General features: G+C 43.2%; 10 protein-coding genes. 7 read left to right on the forward strand and 3 right to left on the reverse strand.

Going from position 1 to position 19,800, the window contains the following annotated elements; all coding sequences use genetic code 11:
* Window positions 1-82: 82 nt before the first annotated feature.
* Window positions 83-418 carry a hypothetical protein gene (locus HWQ39_RS09525; protein WP_292843659.1) on the forward strand — a complete coding sequence of 112 codons (336 nt, stop codon included), beginning with the start codon at window positions 83-85 and terminating at the stop codon, window positions 416-418.
* Here the strand turns inward: HWQ39_RS09525 and HWQ39_RS09530 are convergent.
* Both HWQ39_RS09530 and HWQ39_RS09535 read right to left on the reverse strand, forming a co-directional pair.
* Window positions 408-4,712 carry a tetratricopeptide repeat protein gene (locus HWQ39_RS09530; RefSeq protein ID WP_292843661.1) on the reverse strand — a complete coding sequence of 1,435 codons (4,305 nt, stop codon included), beginning with the start codon at window positions 4,710-4,712 and terminating at the stop codon, window positions 408-410. The two genes, HWQ39_RS09525 and HWQ39_RS09530, sit on opposite strands and share 11 nt — an antisense overlap.
* On the reverse strand, window positions 4,713-5,039 hold the full coding sequence (locus tag HWQ39_RS09535) for a hypothetical protein (protein WP_292843662.1): 327 nt from the start codon (window positions 5,037-5,039) through the stop codon (window positions 4,713-4,715).
* A gap of 319 nt (window positions 5,040-5,358) precedes the next feature.
* Between HWQ39_RS09535 and HWQ39_RS09540 the strand changes: the two genes are divergently transcribed.
* On the forward strand, window positions 5,359-5,760 hold the full coding sequence (locus HWQ39_RS09540; RefSeq protein ID WP_292843664.1) for a hypothetical protein: 402 nt from the start codon (window positions 5,359-5,361) through the stop codon (window positions 5,758-5,760).
* Between the two features lie 53 nt (window positions 5,761-5,813).
* Here HWQ39_RS09540 and hmpF read toward each other — a convergent pair whose 3' ends face one another.
* The gene (gene hmpF, locus HWQ39_RS09545) at window positions 5,814-7,577 is read right to left on the reverse strand and encodes a pilus motility taxis protein HmpF (RefSeq protein WP_292843666.1); all 1,764 of its coding nucleotides are present in this window, start codon (window positions 7,575-7,577) and stop codon (window positions 5,814-5,816) included.
* Between the two features lie 378 nt (window positions 7,578-7,955).
* Here hmpF and HWQ39_RS09550 point away from each other — a divergent pair, with 378 nt between their 5' ends.
* From HWQ39_RS09550 to HWQ39_RS09570, 5 genes are all read left to right on the forward strand, one after another.
* Entirely contained in the window at window positions 7,956-9,134 is a 1,179-nt protein-coding gene (locus HWQ39_RS09550) for a response regulator (RefSeq protein WP_292843668.1), read from the forward strand.
* Between the two features lie 318 nt (window positions 9,135-9,452).
* Entirely contained in the window at window positions 9,453-9,818 is a 366-nt protein-coding gene (locus tag HWQ39_RS09555) for a response regulator (protein WP_069073698.1), read from the forward strand.
* A gap of 13 nt (window positions 9,819-9,831) precedes the next feature.
* Window positions 9,832-10,362, forward strand: coding sequence for a chemotaxis protein CheW (locus HWQ39_RS09560; RefSeq protein WP_194045023.1), 531 nt, complete (start codon window positions 9,832-9,834; stop codon window positions 10,360-10,362).
* 14 nt (window positions 10,363-10,376) lie between these two features.
* Window positions 10,377-13,307, forward strand: coding sequence for a methyl-accepting chemotaxis protein (locus HWQ39_RS09565; RefSeq protein ID WP_292843669.1), 2,931 nt, complete (start codon window positions 10,377-10,379; stop codon window positions 13,305-13,307).
* Between the two features lie 90 nt (window positions 13,308-13,397).
* Window positions 13,398-19,370 carry a response regulator gene (locus HWQ39_RS09570; RefSeq protein ID WP_292843670.1) on the forward strand — a complete coding sequence of 1,991 codons (5,973 nt, stop codon included), beginning with the start codon at window positions 13,398-13,400 and terminating at the stop codon, window positions 19,368-19,370.
* Window positions 19,371-19,800 lie beyond the last annotated feature (430 nt).

Below are 19,800 nucleotides of genomic sequence, written 5' to 3' on the forward strand. Positions count from 1 at the left end.
AAATTACAGCCGACCACTTTTAAAACATCCTCTAAAAACATTTTGCTACATTAACAAAGTCCACAACGAAGCTCCGAAGTTCATGACCAAAGCTCCGAATTTCATTAACGAAGCTCCGAGGTTCATCAACGAAGCTCTGAGGTTCATTAATGAAGCTCAAAGGTTCACGACCGAAGCTCCGAGGTTCATTAACGGAGTTCAAAGACTCATCCGCGAATATCAAAGACTCGTCCGCGAATATCAAAGACTCTCGCACGAATATCAAAGACTCGTCCGCGAATATCAAAGACTCGTCCACGAGTATCAAAGACTCGTCCACGAGTATAAAAGACTGATTACAGCAATTTTCATTTATTTAAAAACACTCTCGCGTTCTTCTCTGCGACTCTGCGTGAAACAAAAATCTTTCAGTAATTAGAATTACGAATTACCCTATCAAGACTTGCACTCACACTTTCAGCATCCGGTGACTGCAATCGCTGCAAAATCTCTAAAGCTGGTTGCAAATAGGATATCGCTTTAGTGTATTCACCCTGCTGTTCTGCCAAACCTCCTAACCACCACAGAGTTATTGCTTTGCCTTGGACATCACCAATGCGTTCAGTTATTTCCAAAGACTGGTTGAAAAGTGCGATCGCTTCATCCACTTCCCCTTTGTAAGCGTAGATATATCCCAGTTCGTACAACGTCGCTGCTTTGCCTCGGATATCTCCAATGCGTTCTTTTATTTCTAAAGACTGATTAAAAAGTGTGATCGCTTCATCCACTTCCCCTTTGTTGGCGTAGAGATTCCCCAGTCTGTCCAACGTCGCCGCTTTGCCTTGGACATTTCCACTGCGTTCATCAATTTCAAGGACTTGATTGTAGAGTGCGATCGCTTCATCCACTTCCCCTTTGTAGGCGTAGATATATCCTAGACAGTGCAACGTCGCCGCTTTGCCTTGGACATTACCAATGTGTTCAAATATTTCCAAAGACTGATTGTAGAGTGCGATCGCTTTATCCACATCCCCTTTGTTGGCGTAGATTATTCCCAGATTGTTTAACGTCGCCGCTTTGGCTTGGACATCACCAATGGGTTCTTTGATTTCCAAAGACAGATTGTAGAGTGCGATCGCTTCATCCACATCCCCTTTGTCGGCGTAGATACCTGCCAGTTGGTGCAACGTCGCCGCTTTGCCTTGGATATTACCAATGCCTTCTTCTATTTCCAAAGACAGATTGTAGAGTTTGATCGCTTCATCCACTTCCCCTTTGTTGGCGTAGATACCTGCCAGTTGGTGCAACGTCGCCGCTTTGCCTTGGACATTACCAATGCGTTCTTCTATTTCCAAAGACTGATTGTAGAGTGCGATCGCTTCATCTACTTCCCCTTTGTTGGCGGAGATACCTGCCAGATTGTGCAACGCCGTCCCTTTGCCTTGGATATTACCAATGCGTTCAAATATTTCCAAAGACTGATTATAGAGTGCGATCGCTTGCTCCACTTCCCCTTTGTTGGCGTAGATAATTGCCAGAGAGTGTAACGTCGCCGCTTTGCCTTTAACATTACCAATGCGTTCTTCTATTTCCAAAGACTGATTGTAGAGTGCGATCGCTTCATCCACTTCTCCTTTGTTGGCGTAGAGAATTCCCAGTTGGTGCAACGTCGTCGCTTTGCCTTTAACATTACCAATGCGTTCTTCTATTTCCAAAGACTGATTGTAGAGTGCGATTGCTTCATCCACTTCCCCTTTGTTGGCGTAGATAGTTGCCAGAGAGTGTAACGTCGCCGCTTTGCCTTTAACATTACCAATGCGTTCTTCTATTTCCAAAGACTGATTATAGAGTGTGATCGCTTGCTCCACTTCCCCTTTATTGGCGTGGATACCTGCCAGACATTGCAACGTCGCCGCTTTGCCTTGGACATTGCCAATGCGTTCAAATATTTCCAAAGACTGATTGTAGAGTGCGATCGCTTGCTCCACTTCCCCTTTATCGGCGTAGATACCTGCCAGTTGGTGCAACCTCGCCGCTTTGCCTTTAACATTACCAATGCGTTCATCTATTTCCAAAGACTGATTGTAGAGTGCGAGCGCTTCATCCACTTCCCCTTTATTGGCGTAGATAATTGCCAGACATTGCAACGTCGCTGCTTTGCCTTGGACATTACCAACGCGTTCATTTATTTCCAAAGACTGATTGTAGAGTGCGAGCGCTTCATCCACTTCCCCTTTGTCAGCTTTCAGTATCCCTAAAAAATAATAAATTGCTGCTAATTCTTGTTCGTCTTCTGCGGGACAAAGATTTAAAGCTTGTTCGTAATAATTTAATGCTCGCTCAACCTCACCCATCTGGTGTTCACAATAAGCAATTTCTCTGAGTACACTATAGTTTTTAGTAATTTCTAAGGTTGATTTGCACAGATGTATTGCTTCCCGAAATCGACTTTGATCCCGCCAATATCCTGCCAATGAGATAGCTATTTTCCCTGCAATGTCTTCATCCTTCCCCAACAACCCCAAGCGATGAATTTCTAACTTTTGTGCTTCCGTCGCACTTCCCGCCTCCCACCAGAGACGATACAAAATCTGTGCAGCTTGTTTATACAACTCTTCACCCTTGGGGTTCTCTAGCAACGGTGACAAAATGCGGGGAACACGATACAACCTCTCTGTGTTGTTGGTGAGGGTAACTTCCAACAAACCCAAAATTTCAGCGCGTTGAATATGACTTTCCCAACTTGAGATATCCTCACAAATCGGCGAAATCGCAGCTAGAACAACAGGTAACTCATACACCAACAACTTCCCCAGCATTTTCCGTAAACCTGGAGTTTGCTGCTTCAGCAATTCCTGTGCCAAAATATCCTCACGAAATTCCTTTTCCTTCTCTGCCATCTTTTGCAGAATTATCTCAACTCCCCTCTCGGCTTCTGGCGACTTCGGGGAATTTTGCAAAATCTTATCTAACCATTCCAACAGCCGAGGATTTCCATCAGCTGCTTGCTTGGCACGTTCGGGCAAATCTGGCTGAAATTGCCAACTGCCATTAAACGAATCCAGACGATTATACTTTTTAATTAAATCTGCCCCACCCAAAGCCCCCAGAGGTTCGCGGTACAGACGATGATTCAGTTCCGACAAAGTGAAATTGTAGCGACAGGTAATAATTACCTTGTGGGGAAGTTGGGAATTTTGCATCGCCTTCAGCAACGCCAGCAGTACATCTACAACTTGTGGTTGCAAGACATAAACCCCATTTCGTAAATCCAAATTAGCCTCAAAGTCATCCAGCACAAAGGCAAAGCGCTGTTCTTTGGTATTCAGTCCTTCTGTAAAAAACTTGGTGAGGCGCTGCATCAAGGGTAACTTGCCATTGAGAATTTCATGCCCCCGTTCCGAGGTACATTGTTCAGCAAGGGTTTTGAGCAGTTTGTCCTCATCCAGTTGCCGAAAGTTCACCAGCCTGTCATAGCCAACCATCCTTTCCAGAAGTCGCGCCGTCACAGTACTCTTACCCACACCCCCCAGTCCGTGAATTAGTACCCCTAATGAAGTGCGAATTGCTTTGAGACAACGTTGCAAAGTCCGCCGTCTCCCAACAAACTCAGAGGGTTTCGCCACCCGCACCAGTTGGGTATCGGGATCTAAAAACTGTTGGTATGCAGGTTCCGGCGCAGAGGGTGGCACATCTCCCAACACTTCCACCAACGCACCCGGACATTCTCCCTGGACATATAACCGCAACAAATGCCAGTCACGCACATTCTGTTTAAACAACTGCTGGTAAGTGCTAGCGAGTGCTTCAGCTAATTGATATCCGGCTGCCAATTTGCCGTAGAGGTGCGCGGCGGCGGCTGTGGCTGTCCGATCTTCCACAGGCCGTCCCCAACTTAAAACTGCGATCGCCCCTTGTGCAATTAGTGCCTCAGCCATTGAAGGGACAGCGCCTTTATCTGGTGCTTGTCCAGTCCGACACCCAGACAAAAACACCAACTTGGGAAAGCGAAACCGGAAGACTTCCGCCAGTTCTGCGGCTGTGGTTTCGTGGCGATCGCCAATTTCCGTCTCAGTGATAAAGTAAGGCGTGTAAGGTGCTTCATCTTTAATAGAAGCGTGTCCTGTCAGGTGAAACACATCAAAGTCATTAAGATAGCGACTCCAAACCTTACCCAACTCGCTAACGCAACCGCTTTCTTCCACCCGCAAATCGACAGCAAAATCTTGCGTATCACCCAGAATTCTCGCCTCTTCCTGTTCAAACTCTAACTTTGGTTCTACATCTTCCGGGTCGGTTGCCATAAACAATACTCGCAATTGTCGTGGTTCCACAGAAAACGCTTCCGTTTCTTTCTCAATCCAGCGCAGAGGTAACACCACTGGATTAACCCGCTTGACCAAAAAATCCTCACCATCATGCAGCACTTCCCAAGGTAGATGTGCCAATTTTTGATCGGTATCAATGGCAATTACCAACCCCTCACCGCGACAGTTAGCAATTCCCCGACTCAACCACCGTCCATCCCCATCCAACCAAAAAAATAACTGCTTCCCGATTCCTGGTAAATTGGGCAGCAGTCTATAGTAATTTCGTTCGCCTTGCTTCAGGAAATCAGCGATTTCTGCTAATTTCAGGCGACGTGATTCATAGTGCTTTATTTTAGGTAGCCAATACCTGAGTTCAACTGTTTCCTGCGTACTTTCCCGAAGTTGAATGCGGATAGTTTGCACTTATTTGCTGATAGATTTGAGGATTTCCGTGATTTCCTCTATAGTAGCTTCTTCGAGTAAAATCCTGTTTCCAGTATCAGGGTCAAGAATTACCACATCAAATTGCTTCCCAGGATGAGATTTATGCCATTCTTGATACCATTTGCGAATTTGTTCAGCTAAAGCCGCAACACCACCCACAATGCCAATAATAGTAGCAACAGCCGCCAAAGTTCCCTCTCTCTGCGTCGGCACTTCATAGCTTCCCGATATTCCCGGAATTTCTAGCAAAGCCTCGGCGGCTGCTGGTGCGCCTTCACCTTCGATTCCGACTTGAATTTCTGCCATAAAATTACCTGCGAATTTATACAAGATTCTGTAATATTATCCGTAAATAGTGAAGCTGCTGCATGCGATTGGCGGTATGAAGCTTTAAGAGGTTGTTTGAAAAGTGGTTAGCCGTGATTTTAGGCACTAACCGATCCCCCCTAGCCCCCCTTTTTAAGGGGGGAACCGGAATCAAAGTCCCCCTTTTTAAGGGGGATTTAGGGGGATCTAGAACGTTTTGTTACCGAGAAGAAAACTCTTCAAACATCCTCTAAGTGCGCTCAAGAAAAAGGCGACTGGATCTGTTTGAAATAGCTAGGAGTTAAGACTTATAGGAAAGATGACCCTTACTTTTAATCCAGATAAATACAAGGACTTATTAACAGCCTATCTTCCCAAGCTGATAAAAACTGAAGCTGAAAATGAGCAAGCTTTAGGTATAGTGGAAGATTTAATGCACCGAGAGCGCACCCCAGAAGAAGATGAGCTTTATCAGCTATTAATTACTTTAATTGAAAAGTTTGAACAAGAATATTATCAGCCGATCCAGCAGAATAATCCTCTATCTATGTTGTTATTTCTTTTAGAAGAATCTGAGAAAAGTAAAGATGATTTAGTATTAGTTTTAGGGACAGAAGATTCGGTTAATAATATTTTAAATGGACAAGAGAAGATAAATACAGAACAAGCGCGTAGGCTGGGAGAGTTTTTTAATGTAGAATCTAGTTTATTTATAGAATAACTAAGCTCAGAGTTTGTACTTGGGCTAAAGCCTAGCTAAAGCCCCAGAACTTTTTAAGACGCTAGTAATTCCGGTTGAGGCATTAAACCTTGGAGAGTATGACGCAACTGAGCGATCGCTTGGATTTGATAATCACCAGTTTCCTGAAATTGATCCAAAGATTCTCCAATTCCTTGCAGTTTTTGCCGTAATCCATCTAGACAATCCTGAATTGGTTGTAGCGCTTCTTGATAAAGATTCACTCGACCAGAGAATTCAGCAGTTGTTCTTCTTAGAGATAACAAGTTTTCCTCGAGCGCTTTCAGTTCTTGGCGCTTTTGATCGAGATCGTGAGTTTGATTGTCAATCATTCCCTGATTTAGCTCAACACCAGAACGAATTTGCTCAATCTCACGTTCCAGCTTTTGGATTTCCTGTGAATATTGTTGTCGCTGGGTTTCAATTTGTAGCAGAATCGGTTCTAAATTAATTTTGTTGTTACTTTCTTCTTCATCAGTGACAGCATGTCCTTGGCGTCGCAGCATTAGAGCTTTGTGTTGCTTGAGAAACTTCTGATGCTGTAGCATATTGCGGCGTTGTCCCACCAAGCTGGAATTTAGCATCTGATAGAGGTCTTTTTCATCCGTTAGTTCCAGTTCCAAATTGATATGGTCATTGTCAGATGCATTATTTAATTTAGTTTGGAGTTCTTCTATAGCTTCTTGTTTATATGTCAGTTCTTGTTCTTGATCGTGAACAAAGCTAGCATCTATTTCTAACTTATGCTCCAAGTCTTGTACGATCTTTTGCAGTTCTTCTAAAGGCATTTTCTCCAAAGCCTCCACATCAGCTTGCTTGCCAAGAACTACATCACCAGATGTTGCAGCTAAAGAATGCATCAGTTGATATAACTCTTCGGCATTTCGTAACTGCTCTTTGATAATCTGAGCGTACTCTTGCTTGCTGGTCAGGTTTGCTGTATTGATCTGCAATTGGGCTGTTTGCTGAACTAGAGAATTTTGTGCTTCTTGTAATGCGTTTTGGCGATCGCTAAAAGTTTGTGACAAACCCTCTATTTCTTGTTGCTGTTGTGCGATCGCACTTTTATGCTCCTCCAGTTTTTGCCAGTGCGGCGTCAGAGTCGCTTGCTGCTTTTCGACCAATTCAAAGGCTAGATGTAAATGTTCTCTAACTGTTTCTGTGGGAGCAACACGACTAGACAAGCGATCGAGTAACTCACTCATTACCCGACTTTGTTCCTCATCCAAAACCGTCCCTTGTTTAAAATCCGCTTGACGTTCCTCTAGGCGACGCTGCTCACCCCGCAAATGCTCCCAAGCGCCTTCCAACTCTTGACGGTTGCGCTCTATTTCTCCTTGCAATCGTTCAATTTCCTGGCGGGAGGTGTCAACTTCCTGTTTTTGCTCCTCCAGGTGTTGTAACTCTTCCTCCAGTTGTTGCAACTGTTCTGAGCGTACCTCCATATCCATTTCACGGCGATTCAACTCTTGCGCCTGAAACGTTAACGACTGTTTCCACTGATCGATTTCATCTTCCTTGAGCTTAAATTTCTCCAGCTGGCGGGAAAAATTCTGCAAAATGTTGACGAGTGGACGCCCTGCTTCTTGAATCCGTTGTACTTGACGATTCGGATTCAGTTCAGCTAGTACTAAAGCGCCGTCATTTAATTTGCTTGCATCCTCAGCAGCAATCACTTCTTCCGACACAGGACTCCAATTCTGGTCAGTTCGCTGACAAGCTAGCAGTTTCAGTTCGGTTTTAGCACCGCCACTGAGTAAACCACCTTTCTGTTTTTGTACTTCTGCTAAATACAGCACACCGTTAGTCCTTTATTGATGCACTTAAAGTTCGTGTTTTGAGATATACCTTAAATAATTCTGTTAACTTGTCTCACTAAACCAATGCTTAGAAGGACAAGACAGACAAAACTATAGACGCGAGATATTACGTCTTGATACTTATAGAAGCGATCTGGTCGCGCCTTTATATTTTGTACTGATGACAGTGATGATGACTTCCGTGTTAACACTAGCTTTGTCGAAGTGTATTACGAAAGATGAAGGTTTATAGTTTAATGTATTCCCTAATGACAATAAGAATAGAGTAACAATCTTTCCAATAATCCATAATCAATACTTAAAGAAGAGGTCAGAATTCAGCAATACTTAAATACTTAAGGAGTACTTTTTAGCTAAATGCAGGGAAATTTAAATGAAATTGATATTTGCAGTATCCTGCAATTGATTGAGTTGGGACAACGAACTGGTCAATTATGGGTTGAAGCTCATAGCTCTCACCATAACAACAAACTGGGTGGAGAGGGAGCAAACATTCATCGCCCCAAACAACAGTCTTGGTTTGTCTTTTTCTTAAATGGTCAAATTATCTATTGCCAAGAAGGCGAGAGTAGTTTATCTAGAATTAGCGATTATTTACGTCATTACCGAGTTGAGACGCGACTCACCCACAAACAAATTGCCTCCCTACCACCAACCGACGCGCCAGAGTATGCCTATATTTGGGCACTCTTGGAGCGGAATATTATCAACCCAAAGATCGCTGGTAGTATCATTCAGGGCTTGGTGCATGAAACTCTCTTTGACTTGCTGAGTTTACGCCAAGGTAACTTCATTTTCCATCAAGGTGTGGCACTTGCTCCGCAATTAAACACTTTTGAGATTGCTCCATTTGTGGCAAAAATTACGAAGCAGGTGCAAGAGTGGAAGCAACTCTATCCACACATTCAGTCTCCAGAACAATTACCACTGCTATCTGACAAAGTTCAGCTACAATCTTCCCTACCAGAAGCAACTGTAAATAAACTACAACATTGGGCTGATGGTAAAACATCCTTGCGTCAACTAGCTCGCCATCTCAATCGAGATATTTTGACAGTCGCTAAGGCAATATATCCTTATGTGCAACAAAGTTGGCTACAACTAGTATATTCAAAAACAAATAAACCGGATACCCACACGGATAGCCGAGAATTGAAAGGAAAACCGAGGGGGCGGGTAGTATGTATTGACGATGCGATCGCCATCGGTGAGACTATAAATTCCATCTTACAACCACAGGGCTATGAAGCGATCGCTCTCACTAATCCTTTAGAGGCACTGAGTTTGGTTTTTCAACTCAAACCAGATTTAATTTTATGCGATATTGCCATGTCGGAATTGGAAGGATACGAGGTTTGTTCCATGCTGCGACATTCAACAGCATTTCGGCTCACACCGATTATCATGCTTACTGGTAAAGATGGGTTTATCGATCGAGTCAAAGCTAGGATGGTCGGGGCAACAGATTATTTAACAAAACCGTTTACAGACAATGAGTTACTCATGCTTGTAGAGAAATATATCGACAAACAATGAAAATTGGGCATTGGGCATTGGGAAAGAGGAAGCAGGAGGCACAAGTTCTTTAATTTTGAATTTTAAATTTTGTTAGCGCACGTGAATTGATTTCTCCCTCATCTGTGAAGCGTATAAAGAGATCAAAAAAGATCAAAGATTTGTTGATCTACTAAAAGATGAGTTAAAAGATGTTATCACAGAGTCAGCTAACTCAGGGAAACGTCAATCTACGGGAAAATAGTGAAGACATAAAATTAATTTATACAGTTAATACTTGCGGAGGAATCAGGGAATGTTCCAATTAGGAACGTCTAAATCAGGAGGTAAATGACATTTATGAGCACAGTTCTGATTGTGGAAGACAGTATCGCACAAAGGGAGATGATTACAGACCTCCTGAAAGCAACTGGCCTAACAGTTACCCACGCCAGTGACGGATTAGAAGCATTAGAGGCAATTCAAATAGCACCTCCAGACTTAGTGGTATTAGATATTGTCATGCCCCGGATGAACGGCTATGAAGTTTGTCGGCGGTTAAAATCCGATCCTAAAACCCAAAATGTTCCAGTGGTGATGTGTTCTTCCAAAGGTGAAGAATTTGATCGCTACTGGGGCATGAAGCAGGGTGCAGATGCTTACATAGCCAAACCGTTTCAACCAACCGAGTTGGTAGGAACAGTCAAACAACTGCTGCGAGGATAAGGATAAAAACAACATGGTCAGCAAACCGGACTTTTTAAGTGGCAGCGGTCAAGACCACTTCCGACCAGAATTACAAGTAGAAAGTCCTGAAGGTGAGTTACATTTGAGGTTTTACATTCCCTCGCATCAGGAGTTTGCACTACAAGCAACTGGCATCCGGGAGGTAATTGAACTAAGTCCTGATAGAATCACCCCGATTCCTAATGCTTCTCCTTTACTTTTGGGTACTCTAAATTTACGAGGTCGAGTTATTTGGGTGGCCGATTTGGGTCAATTTCTGGGAGAAGCAAGTGCATTAAACACGGATAGAGCTGAAATTTCGGTGATTGCCATTGAAGAACAAGACACAATCGTGGGTTTAGCAGTAGAGGAAATCGGTGGTATGGATTGGTTGGATGTCCAAAATCTCATGCCACCAACTAGTGTTCCAGATACTATGGCGCCCTTTTTACGTGGAGAGTGGTCATTAGGTGCTAAAAATAATCAGTGTCTACGACTACTCGATCAAATGGCAATTGTACGGAGTGCTAGGTGGGCAGGATGAAATTGGAGGAGGAAATGGCAGCAAGTATTGATAATTACGAGCCAACATATCAACAGGCGATGACCGCCTATGTTCAAAGGAATTATGAGGTTGCAGCCACTTTAGTTGACCAAGTGGTGCAAAATTTACCAGATGACCCTAACTCCCATTTGTTAAGGGGTCACATCTACTATGTTTTACAGCTGTACGATGTAGCAAAAGAAGAATATCAACAGGTATTGGGCTTGACTAACGATCAAGAAATTATTGGTTTTGCCAATAATGGAATTGAGAATATCAATCAATATTTACAGTCATTCGGTGGGCAGGTTGATACATCAGAAAGTCAAGAGCAAATAAATTCCTCAGAGATATCCGATCCACTGGCATATATTGAACCAGAATTAGAAGATTTGGGCGCTAGTGAGGAGTTTGACAGCAATAACCTTGACTTGAACTTTTTTGGAGAGCATCAAGAAACTGTGAATGGCGTTGAAGAGATATCTTCAAAAAGTCCATTTGACATCCCCACAGAAGATAGTATTGGAACAGTAAAAATATCAAACTCTTCTACTCCTTTTGGTGATGATCCTTTTGCTTTAGATGAAGAATTACAGCAACAAGAGTCAAATAACAAATGGCAGGAAAACACAGAATTAGAGTTGCCTGCTTTTTGGAAAGAAGATACATCAGAAGATATTCTGGAAGAATCATTAGTAAATAGTCAATTTTCAGATAATGAGATAGATTCTCATCATGGAAATTCAACTATTGACAACAATAACTTTTCAGCTTCTAATCCACCAACTGATAATAACGAGAATAATTTCACTGATTTGTTGAGTGAGCCAAAGTCTCCAGAACAGAATATTGGAAATTTAGAATATAAAAAATCTAGTTTTCGAGACGAAACTTTACTGATTGTCTCAGAAGAGCTGGGAAATGATTCGCCAATAGCAAATAATGTGGAATACGGCAGTCAAGAACATTTGCCGGAAACAGAAGCACAGGGTTGGTTAAAATCAGCAGATTTAGATTCAAAGCCAGCTTTTCAACCAGATTTATCTAATAAATCTTCATCTTTTGGTAGTAACTTACCTCAGAAAGAAAAGCAGTTTAAATCAAATGAATTCAACAGTCAAAATAGCTTTGATGATAATGAAAATTTTGACATGGAAGCATTTGAATCTGCCTTTGGTTCAGATGGTTTAAGCTCTTATGAAGACTCAGCTACTATACTGAATGGAGAGAATTCTAAGAGCAATATCGAGTTTTTAGATGATTTTGAGGAATTTGACGATTTAGGCAATATTCCAGGGTTTGACATGATCGAAGGAGATTCTAACTTCGGCGATCTAGCAAGGCATTCTGCTCCAGCAGAAACTCGTGACAGTGGACGCTCTCAAGTAGCAGCAAGTACTACAGCCGATCGCGAAGAAGAACTCTTCTCGATGACTGGTTCTCATGAAGCCGTTCCAGTCTTTAGCCAAACAGATGTCTCGAAACTAGAACCCAATGTCAGCATTGAGCAAGGATGGTTAGCACCATTAGAAAATGCTTCCATCGAACGGAAGCAATGGTTAATTGCTGGCAGTGTGGGCATTGTTTCAGCGCTGGTTGTAGCCACAGTTAGCTTTGTCGCTACCACATTTTCGCCAGCCCAACAGCGAGAATCAGTCAGAAACACCGGTTGGGCAATGTCATTAGCTGCTGGTATTGCAGGTTTTGCTACCGCAGGCTTCATGGGAAATCTGGCACTGAAACAAATTCGGCGCACAACTGACGATCTCCAAAATCAGTTTGAGGCTGTACGCCAAGGAAATCTGAATGCTCAAGCCACAGTGTTTTCTGAAGATGAATTGGGGCATTTAGCTACTGGCTTTAATGAAATGGCGCGGGTAATTTTCACAACCACAGGTGAAGCCCAACGCAAAGCCGATGAACAAGAGGAAGCTAAAGAAAACCTGCAACGTCAGGTGATTCGCCTCTTGGATGATGTGGAAGGAGCTGCTAGAGGTGATTTAACCGTCCAAGCGGAAGTGACAGCCGACGTACTGGGAGCTGTCGCTGATGCCTTTAACCTGACAATTCAAAACTTGCGGGATATCGTGCAACAGGTAAAAGTGGCGGCGAAGGATGTAACAAAAGGTGCAACCAACTCTGAAACTTTTGCCAGAGCCTTATCTAGTGATGCTTTGCGGCAAGCAGAAGAGTTGGCTGTGACGTTGAATTCTGTACAGGTAATGACTGACTCGATTCAGCGGGTAGCAGAGGCGGCGCGGGAAGCTGAAACCGTTGCCCGTGATGCTAGTACGATCGCTCTCAAAGGTGGCGAAGCAGTAGAAAATACCGTAGCAGGGATTTTGGAAATTCGGGAAACTGTGGCCGAAACCACTCGCAAAGTGAAGCGGTTGGCGGAATCTTCCCAAGAAATTTCTAAAATTGTGGCGTTGATTTCCCAAATTGCTTCGAGAACAAACTTGCTAGCACTCAATGCTAGTATTGAGGCGGCAAGAGCCGGAGAAGCGGGACGCGGGTTTGCGATCGTAGCAGACGAAGTGCGCCAGCTAGCGGATAAATCTGCTAAATCCCTGAAGGAAATTGAACAGATTGTGATGCAAATCCAAAGCGAAACAGGCTCAGTAATGACCGCGATGGAAGAAGGCACACAACAAGTAATTAAAGGGACAAAATTGGCAGAAGAAGCCAAGCGATCGCTCGAAAACATTATTCAAGTGGCGAATCGCATCGATATTCTTGTGCGCTCCATTACCAGCGATACTGTGGAACAAACGGAAACCTCCCGCGCCGTCGCTCATGTAATGCAATCAGTAGAACTGACTGCCCAAGAAACCTCTCAAGAAGCACAGCGAGTTTCAGGTGCCCTACAACACTTAGTAGGTGTATCCCGCGACTTAATCGCCTCCGTTGAACGTTTCCGAGTAGAAACTATGGAAACCAGATAAATTGTCATTTGTCCTTTGTTATTTGCTAATGACCAATGACCAATGACTAGTGACTAATGACTGATGACCAATGACTAATGACTAAAAACTATGCTGCCGGAACAACAACAGCGGATTTTGGGTTACTTTATTGAAGAAGCCAGGGATCACCTGAATACCATTGAGCAAGGCTTACTGAATTTAGAGGGTACTCTGAACGACCCGGAAATGATCAGTGAAGTCTTCCGGGCGGCTCACTCCATCAAAGGAGGAGCGGCGATGCTTGGATTAACTAGCATCCAGCATACCTCCCACCGTCTGGAAGATTGTTTTAAAGTTCTTAAAGATAATCCGGTTCAGATTGACCAAAAGTTAGAGTCTTTATTTCTTGGTGTATCTGATACGTTAAAATCGCTGTTAGAGCATTTGAGTGGGCCTTATGGTCTTTCCGAAGATGCAGCTAATACTTTGATGTCAGAAACAGAGCCAGTTTTTAAATGGCTGTATGAGCATCTAGAACTACTTGTAGAACAAGCAAAGGATCGAGTAGTTACTAGCCCTGATGTGACAGAACTACATCCAACCTCTTTAGAAAATGTCTCCACACTTACAGAACTTTTCCTGCGGCGAGATATTCCCAGTTTGGCAGAAGACGCCCATCAGGAATCTCTAGACTCGGTAACAGCCCAGGAAGTGCGAGACACCCACGGACTCGCGCCAGTCACAGCTAAAGAAAATAACTGGGGCGAGTTTCAAGCCCAAGTGCTGCAAAGACTGCGGGAAATGTTGCAGCTATTTAAGCAAACCACAACCCCTTCAACTCGGCAAAACCTCCAGCAATGCTGTCACCAGTTAGTCAAACTTGGTGAGACTTGGAATTTGCCTAAGTGGTGCGGTTTGTGCCAAGCAGCAGCCAGTGCGATCGGTAATCCCGAAAATACTTATTTGACTTTAGCTAAAATTGTCATTACCGAAATCAAACAAGCTCAAGAATTAGTTCTGCAAGGTAGAGAAGCTGAAATTGCAATTAGTCAGCAACTAGAAGCACTTTTGAGCTTTGCAGAAATTGAGTTATTAGAAATTACGCCTGATTTATTTGATGATGAGTCTGCGGCTTTGACAGAATCAGAGCCAATTCTATCTGCTAACACCGAGTTGTTAACCCAGAAAATAGAAGAACTGAATTTAGAACAGGATAATAACGATCGCTCCTATATTCTCCAAGGGACACCACTAAACGCTGCAACTCATACCAGTCTTAGTTTCACCACACATGACGAAGCACATCCAATTAGTAACAATATTGACCCCCACGGGCCAGAGGTAGGAATAGCCGAGTTAAATACCCTTGCCGATTTATTTGAAGGTGAAACTCCCGAACTAGATGAAAGCTGGCATCAAGAAGAAACCTTAGATATTGTTGCTACCGATGATTTTGGAATTGATTTCAGCAGCACTGACGCTGACGCTGCTGATGGCGATTTATCCGATTTACTCTCCTTTGATCAAGACACAAGCAGCACGCAGCAACCAGCAACCACAACTGCGGCAGAAGATTTATCCCTGTTATTTGGCGACAATTTCCTAGAAAAAGATAATTCCGAACCGCAAAATCAACAAACAGCTGCTACGACTCTAGAGTTGAGTGATATTAACGTACTTGATATAAATTTAGACTCTTCTTCTCCCGAAAATTTACAAGAATTTATTGATATTCCTAGCGATATAAATCAAACTCCTGAAAATATTGACCAAAATAGTGTACTAGAAGATTTATTCACACTGGCACTAGATGAAGAAGAACTATTGCTAACAAGCGAAGTGACTCAACCCGAAACTGAGACCTTCGCCAGTGTGGAACTATCTAACAACCAACAAAACAGTTTTGATAACTTATTCTTAGAAACTAGAAATGCAAATTGGGTAGAAGAAATTACCCCTAGTGACTATATAGAATTACCCCAGCAAACAGGCTTGTCTTTGGACGACCTATTTGCAGATACGGAAGAACAGACACTACTGCCGACAAGTGAATCAGAAAGTGGTGATTTATTCGATACATCTCCAACAACGGCACCAGAGTTTTCTCAATCAGAAAACGATCTGAGCAACTTCTGGAGCCAGGAGACCACAGAGGAAAAAGACGAATTTGATTCCTTAATTGAGCAGAATGTGGAAAGGGCGTTAGATGAGAGTTTGTTTACTGCGGCGGCTGATGATATTTTTGCCGATAGTCAGCAATCCATACCTTCTCCAATAGCCAGTTTTGATCTAGAAGAAGATTTTGATATCAATTTCCAGCATCAAGAACAGCTAGATTTGATATTATCATCAAATTCTGGAGATGATTTATTTGATGAGTTAGCACCAATTGACTCAACTGCTTCCCCGATAATCAAAAAGGCCTCTACGACTGAAACACCGTCGTTCGCGCAGCATCCAGAGGAAGAAATTATCAGGCCGCAACAACCAGAAGCTTTAGATTTTGTTCCAGAATTTACTAATCAGCCCTCAGAGATATATGGTGTTGCTCTGGAAGCTAATTCATTAGATCCCTTCGATGAAAATCCGCAACTGCTGTTTGAAAATGTAGTTATAGATTCCACCTATATTCAGATGGAAACCACAGAATTATCTGTGGATGAACTATCAGAAACTATTAGTTTTGGCGAAACTTCAGATTCAGAATTAACCGAAGCACAGCCAGGTGATTTGTTCGGCTCCTTTGATGAAAATCCGCAACTGCTATTTGAAAATGTAGTTATAGATTCCACCTATATTCAGATGGAAACCACAGAATTGTCTGTGGATGAACTATCAGAAACTATTAGTTTTGGCGAAACTTCAGATTCAGAATTAACCGAAGCACAGCCAGGTGATTTGTTCGGCTCCTTTGATGAAAATCCGCAACTGCTATTTGAAAATGTAGTTATAGATTCCACCTATATTCAGATGGAAACCACAGAATTGTCTGTGGATGAACTATCAGAAACTATTAGTTTTGGCGAAACTTCAGATTCAGCATCAGCCGAAGCACAGCCAGGAGATTTGTTCAGTCCATTTGATGAAAATCCGCAACTACTGTTTGAAGATGTCGCCACAGACTCCACCTATATTCAGATTGAACCCACAGAATTGTCTGTGGTTGAACTATCAGAAACTATTAGGTTTGGTGAAACTTCAGATTCAGCATCAGCCGAAGCACAGCCAGGAGATTTGTTCAGTCCATTTGATGAAAATCCGCAACTACTGTTTGAAGATGTCGCCACAGACTCCACCTATATTCAGATTGAACCCACAGAATTGTCTGTGGTTGAACTATCAGAAACTATTAGGTTTGGTGAAACTTCAGATTCAGCATCAGCCGAAGCACAGCCAGGAGATTTGTTCAGTCCATTTGATGAAAATCCGCAACTGCTGTTTGAAGATGTAGTTACATCTACTTATATTCAGATGGAACCCACAGAATTATCTGTGGATGAACTATCAGAAACTATTAGTTTTGGTGAAACTTCAGATTCAGGGCAGACAAGCTCAGAAGTTTTAGAGACTGATGAGAATAATAATTTAGAAACAACCTTTGAATTCACAGAGAATACAGATTTTGAAAATGATTTATTGTTGACAGCAACGACTCTGATAGCAGCAGTAAATCAGGAAGAATTAGGAGAAAATACGACAAAAGTTGACTCAGAAGCTATCAATGATTTCACACAAACGGTTATTCAGGAAGATGTAGAAACCGATTTGTGGAATTTAGGAGAGATATCTGAAGTTGCAGAAAATCCTATCATTGCCCCGACTGACGAATTGGCAACTACAGAACCTATTGAAGAGATTGCTTCAGAAGATGAATTTGCAGACTTGGAAGCATTACTAGGAGAGGAATTAGAACCAATCTCCAAAACTAAGGAGATACCAGAAGTAGATTTTACTGCCCTGGAAGAATTGTTAGGTACAGATAGCGATCGCATCCAGCCCCAAGACATTCAACCAGTCTTGGCGAAAAATCCCATTCCATTAGCAGCGATCAAAGATGAATTTGGCGATTTGGAGAAGTTGCTGGCAGAAGCAGATCAAACAATATCCCATTCCCCTGTAGTTAAATATAACACCAGCAAAGCTACCCGTCCCTCTACTCGTCGGGCTGCGAGATTTGAAGAAACGATGAAGGTTCCAGTGAAACAACTGGACGATATGAGTAATTTAGTCGGAGAGTTGGTGGTAAATCGCAATACCTTAGAGCAGGATCATGAACGGCTGCGGCAGTCATTAGATAACTTGCTGATTCAGGTACAACAACTCTCGGATGTCGGCGCTAGGATGCAGGAATTGTACGAGCGATCGCTTCTAGAAGCCTCTCTGTTAGCTGGACGCAAAAAGAAAGACCCAGGCTTTCAAGCGCCAGATTCCAACGCTGATAGGGGTTTTAGCGAGTTAGAAATGGATCGTTTTACTCCTTTCCATACACTCTCACAACAGATGATTGAGCGCATTGTGCGAGTGCGTGAGTCGGCTAGTGACATTGATTTTGTTACCGAAGAAACCGAGCGAGTCGCAAGGCAGTTCCGCCAAGTAACCACCCAGTTACAAGAGGGATTAACTAGAGCGCGAATGGTGCCTTTTGCCCAAACAATCGATCGCTGGCGGCGAGGAGTGCGTGACAACGCTATTAAGTGTGGCAAACAAGTAGAGTTAGTGATCGAAGGTGGTGAGACGTTAATTGACAAGATGATTTTAGATCATCTGACCGATCCGCTGACTCACATGCTGAATAATGCGATCGCTCACGGTATTGAAACCCCAGAAGAGAGGCAAGCTGTTGGAAAACCACCTGTGGGAATTATTACTATCCGTGCCTTCCACCAAGGTAATCAAACGATCATTTCTGTAGGTGATGATGGCGCAGGTATTGACTCTGCAAAGGTTAAGGCTAAGGCGGTGAAGATTGGTATGCTTACAGAAGCACAGGCAAAAGCCATGTCTCGCCTGGAAGTCTACGATCTGCTGTTCCAGTCTGGTTTTACGATTAAAGACCAAGCCGATGAAATTTCCGGTCGTGGTGTGGGTATGGACGTAGTGCGCTCCGAGATTAGCGAAATTCGGGGAACAGTAAACACCGATTCTGCTATTGGCAAGGGAACCACCTTCACCATTCGTTTACCACTAACTCTAAGTATTTGTAAAGCCCTCTGCTGCGTCTCCGATCGCTCCAGGATTGCCTTCCCGATGGATGGTGTAGAAGATACGCTGGATATACCAGTCAAAAATATTCAACATGATGCCAATGGGCAATCATTTATTTCCTGGCGTGATACAGTGCTGCCATTCCGACCTTTGAAGGAACTTTTAACCTTCAATCGCCAAATCAGTCGCGGTAATGTCTATGGCGGCACCAGAGATGATGATATGGTTTCTGTGGTTGTGGTGCGATCGGCAAATACCCTGATTGCTCTACAGATTGACCTGGTGTTGAGCGAACAAGAAATTGTAATTAAGCAATTTGAAGGGCCAGCGCCCAAACCCATCGGTGTCGCTGGTGCTACAGTCCTGGGTGATGGTCGGATTATGCCCATTGCTGACGTGCTGGAAATAATTGACATTTTCCAGGGACGGATTTCTACACAAACTGGTGGCAATTCTTGGCAACAAAAAGCTACTCAAGATACCTCTCCAGCGAAGATTGACCCGACAGTGCTAATTGTCGATGACTCGATTACAGTCCGAGAGTTGCTGTCCTTAACCTTTAATAAGGCAGGTTATCGCGTAGAACAGGCGCGTGACGGTCAGGAAGCTTGGGATAAACTCCGCTCCGGTCTACCTTGCGATATCGTATTTTGCGACATCGAAATGCCCCGTTGCGATGGACTGGAATTACTCTCTCGCATTCAGAAAGACTCTAACCTCAATCACTTACCGATCGCCATGCTCACCTCGCGGGGTGCAGACAAGCACAGACAAATTGCGTCTCAACTTGGTGCTAGTGGCTACTTTACCAAGCCTTATCTCGAAGAAGCTCTTCTCGAAGCCGCAGCGCGGATGCTGAAAGGGGAGAAACTTATTACCACTACAAGTAATGCTTAGTTTCACAATTTTGATAAACACCTTGTAGGGCTGCTGTCAAGGCGAAAGACTGATTATTGTAGAGAGGGCGATTCATCGCGTCTCTTGTCTTAACCCAAGCGTATTGGGTTAAGGCCTAATACTGTAGGACTTACGCACTGTAAAAAAAACTATCTTGTGTATTAACGTAAATACGTTGTTTAAGGCTTTTGGCGGTCACTTTTGATTGCTGGCGATCGCCAAAATATGACTGAAAAACCTACCTAGAAGCCTTGAAAACTATACCTCTTATTTTGGCTTTTCTGTCAATGCGTAAGTCCTATGCTGTTAAGTTAAGGCTAAAATCCTTTTTTTAACGAACCGCAAAGGAAGAGAAGCTTAGCTGAACTGTATTGAGTTAAGGCCTACTAGCAACAATTTTGGGTTTTCGAGACGCGATGAATCGCCGTCT

The organism is Nostoc sp. NMS8 (assembly GCF_017115045.1).
Classification (GTDB): domain Bacteria; phylum Cyanobacteriota; class Cyanobacteriia; order Cyanobacteriales; family Nostocaceae; genus Nostoc.

Bases quoted from the DNA above. Each gene is read 5' to 3' on its own strand.
- HWQ39_RS09525 (WP_292843659.1), top strand. From the start codon at position 83: ATGACCAAAGCTCCGAATTTCATTAACGAAGCTCCGAGGTTCATCAAC.
- HWQ39_RS09535 (WP_292843662.1), bottom strand. From the start codon at position 5,039: ATGGCAGAAATTCAAGTCGGAATCGAAGGTGAAGGCGCACCAGCAGCC.
- HWQ39_RS09540 (WP_292843664.1), top strand. From the start codon at position 5,359: ATGACCCTTACTTTTAATCCAGATAAATACAAGGACTTATTAACAGCC.
- HWQ39_RS09550 (WP_292843668.1), top strand. From the start codon at position 7,956: ATGCAGGGAAATTTAAATGAAATTGATATTTGCAGTATCCTGCAATTG.
- HWQ39_RS09555 (WP_069073698.1), top strand. From the start codon at position 9,453: ATGAGCACAGTTCTGATTGTGGAAGACAGTATCGCACAAAGGGAGATG.
- HWQ39_RS09560 (WP_194045023.1), top strand. From the start codon at position 9,832: ATGGTCAGCAAACCGGACTTTTTAAGTGGCAGCGGTCAAGACCACTTC.
- HWQ39_RS09565 (WP_292843669.1), top strand. From the start codon at position 10,377: ATGGCAGCAAGTATTGATAATTACGAGCCAACATATCAACAGGCGATG.
- HWQ39_RS09570 (WP_292843670.1), top strand. From the start codon at position 13,398: ATGCTGCCGGAACAACAACAGCGGATTTTGGGTTACTTTATTGAAGAA.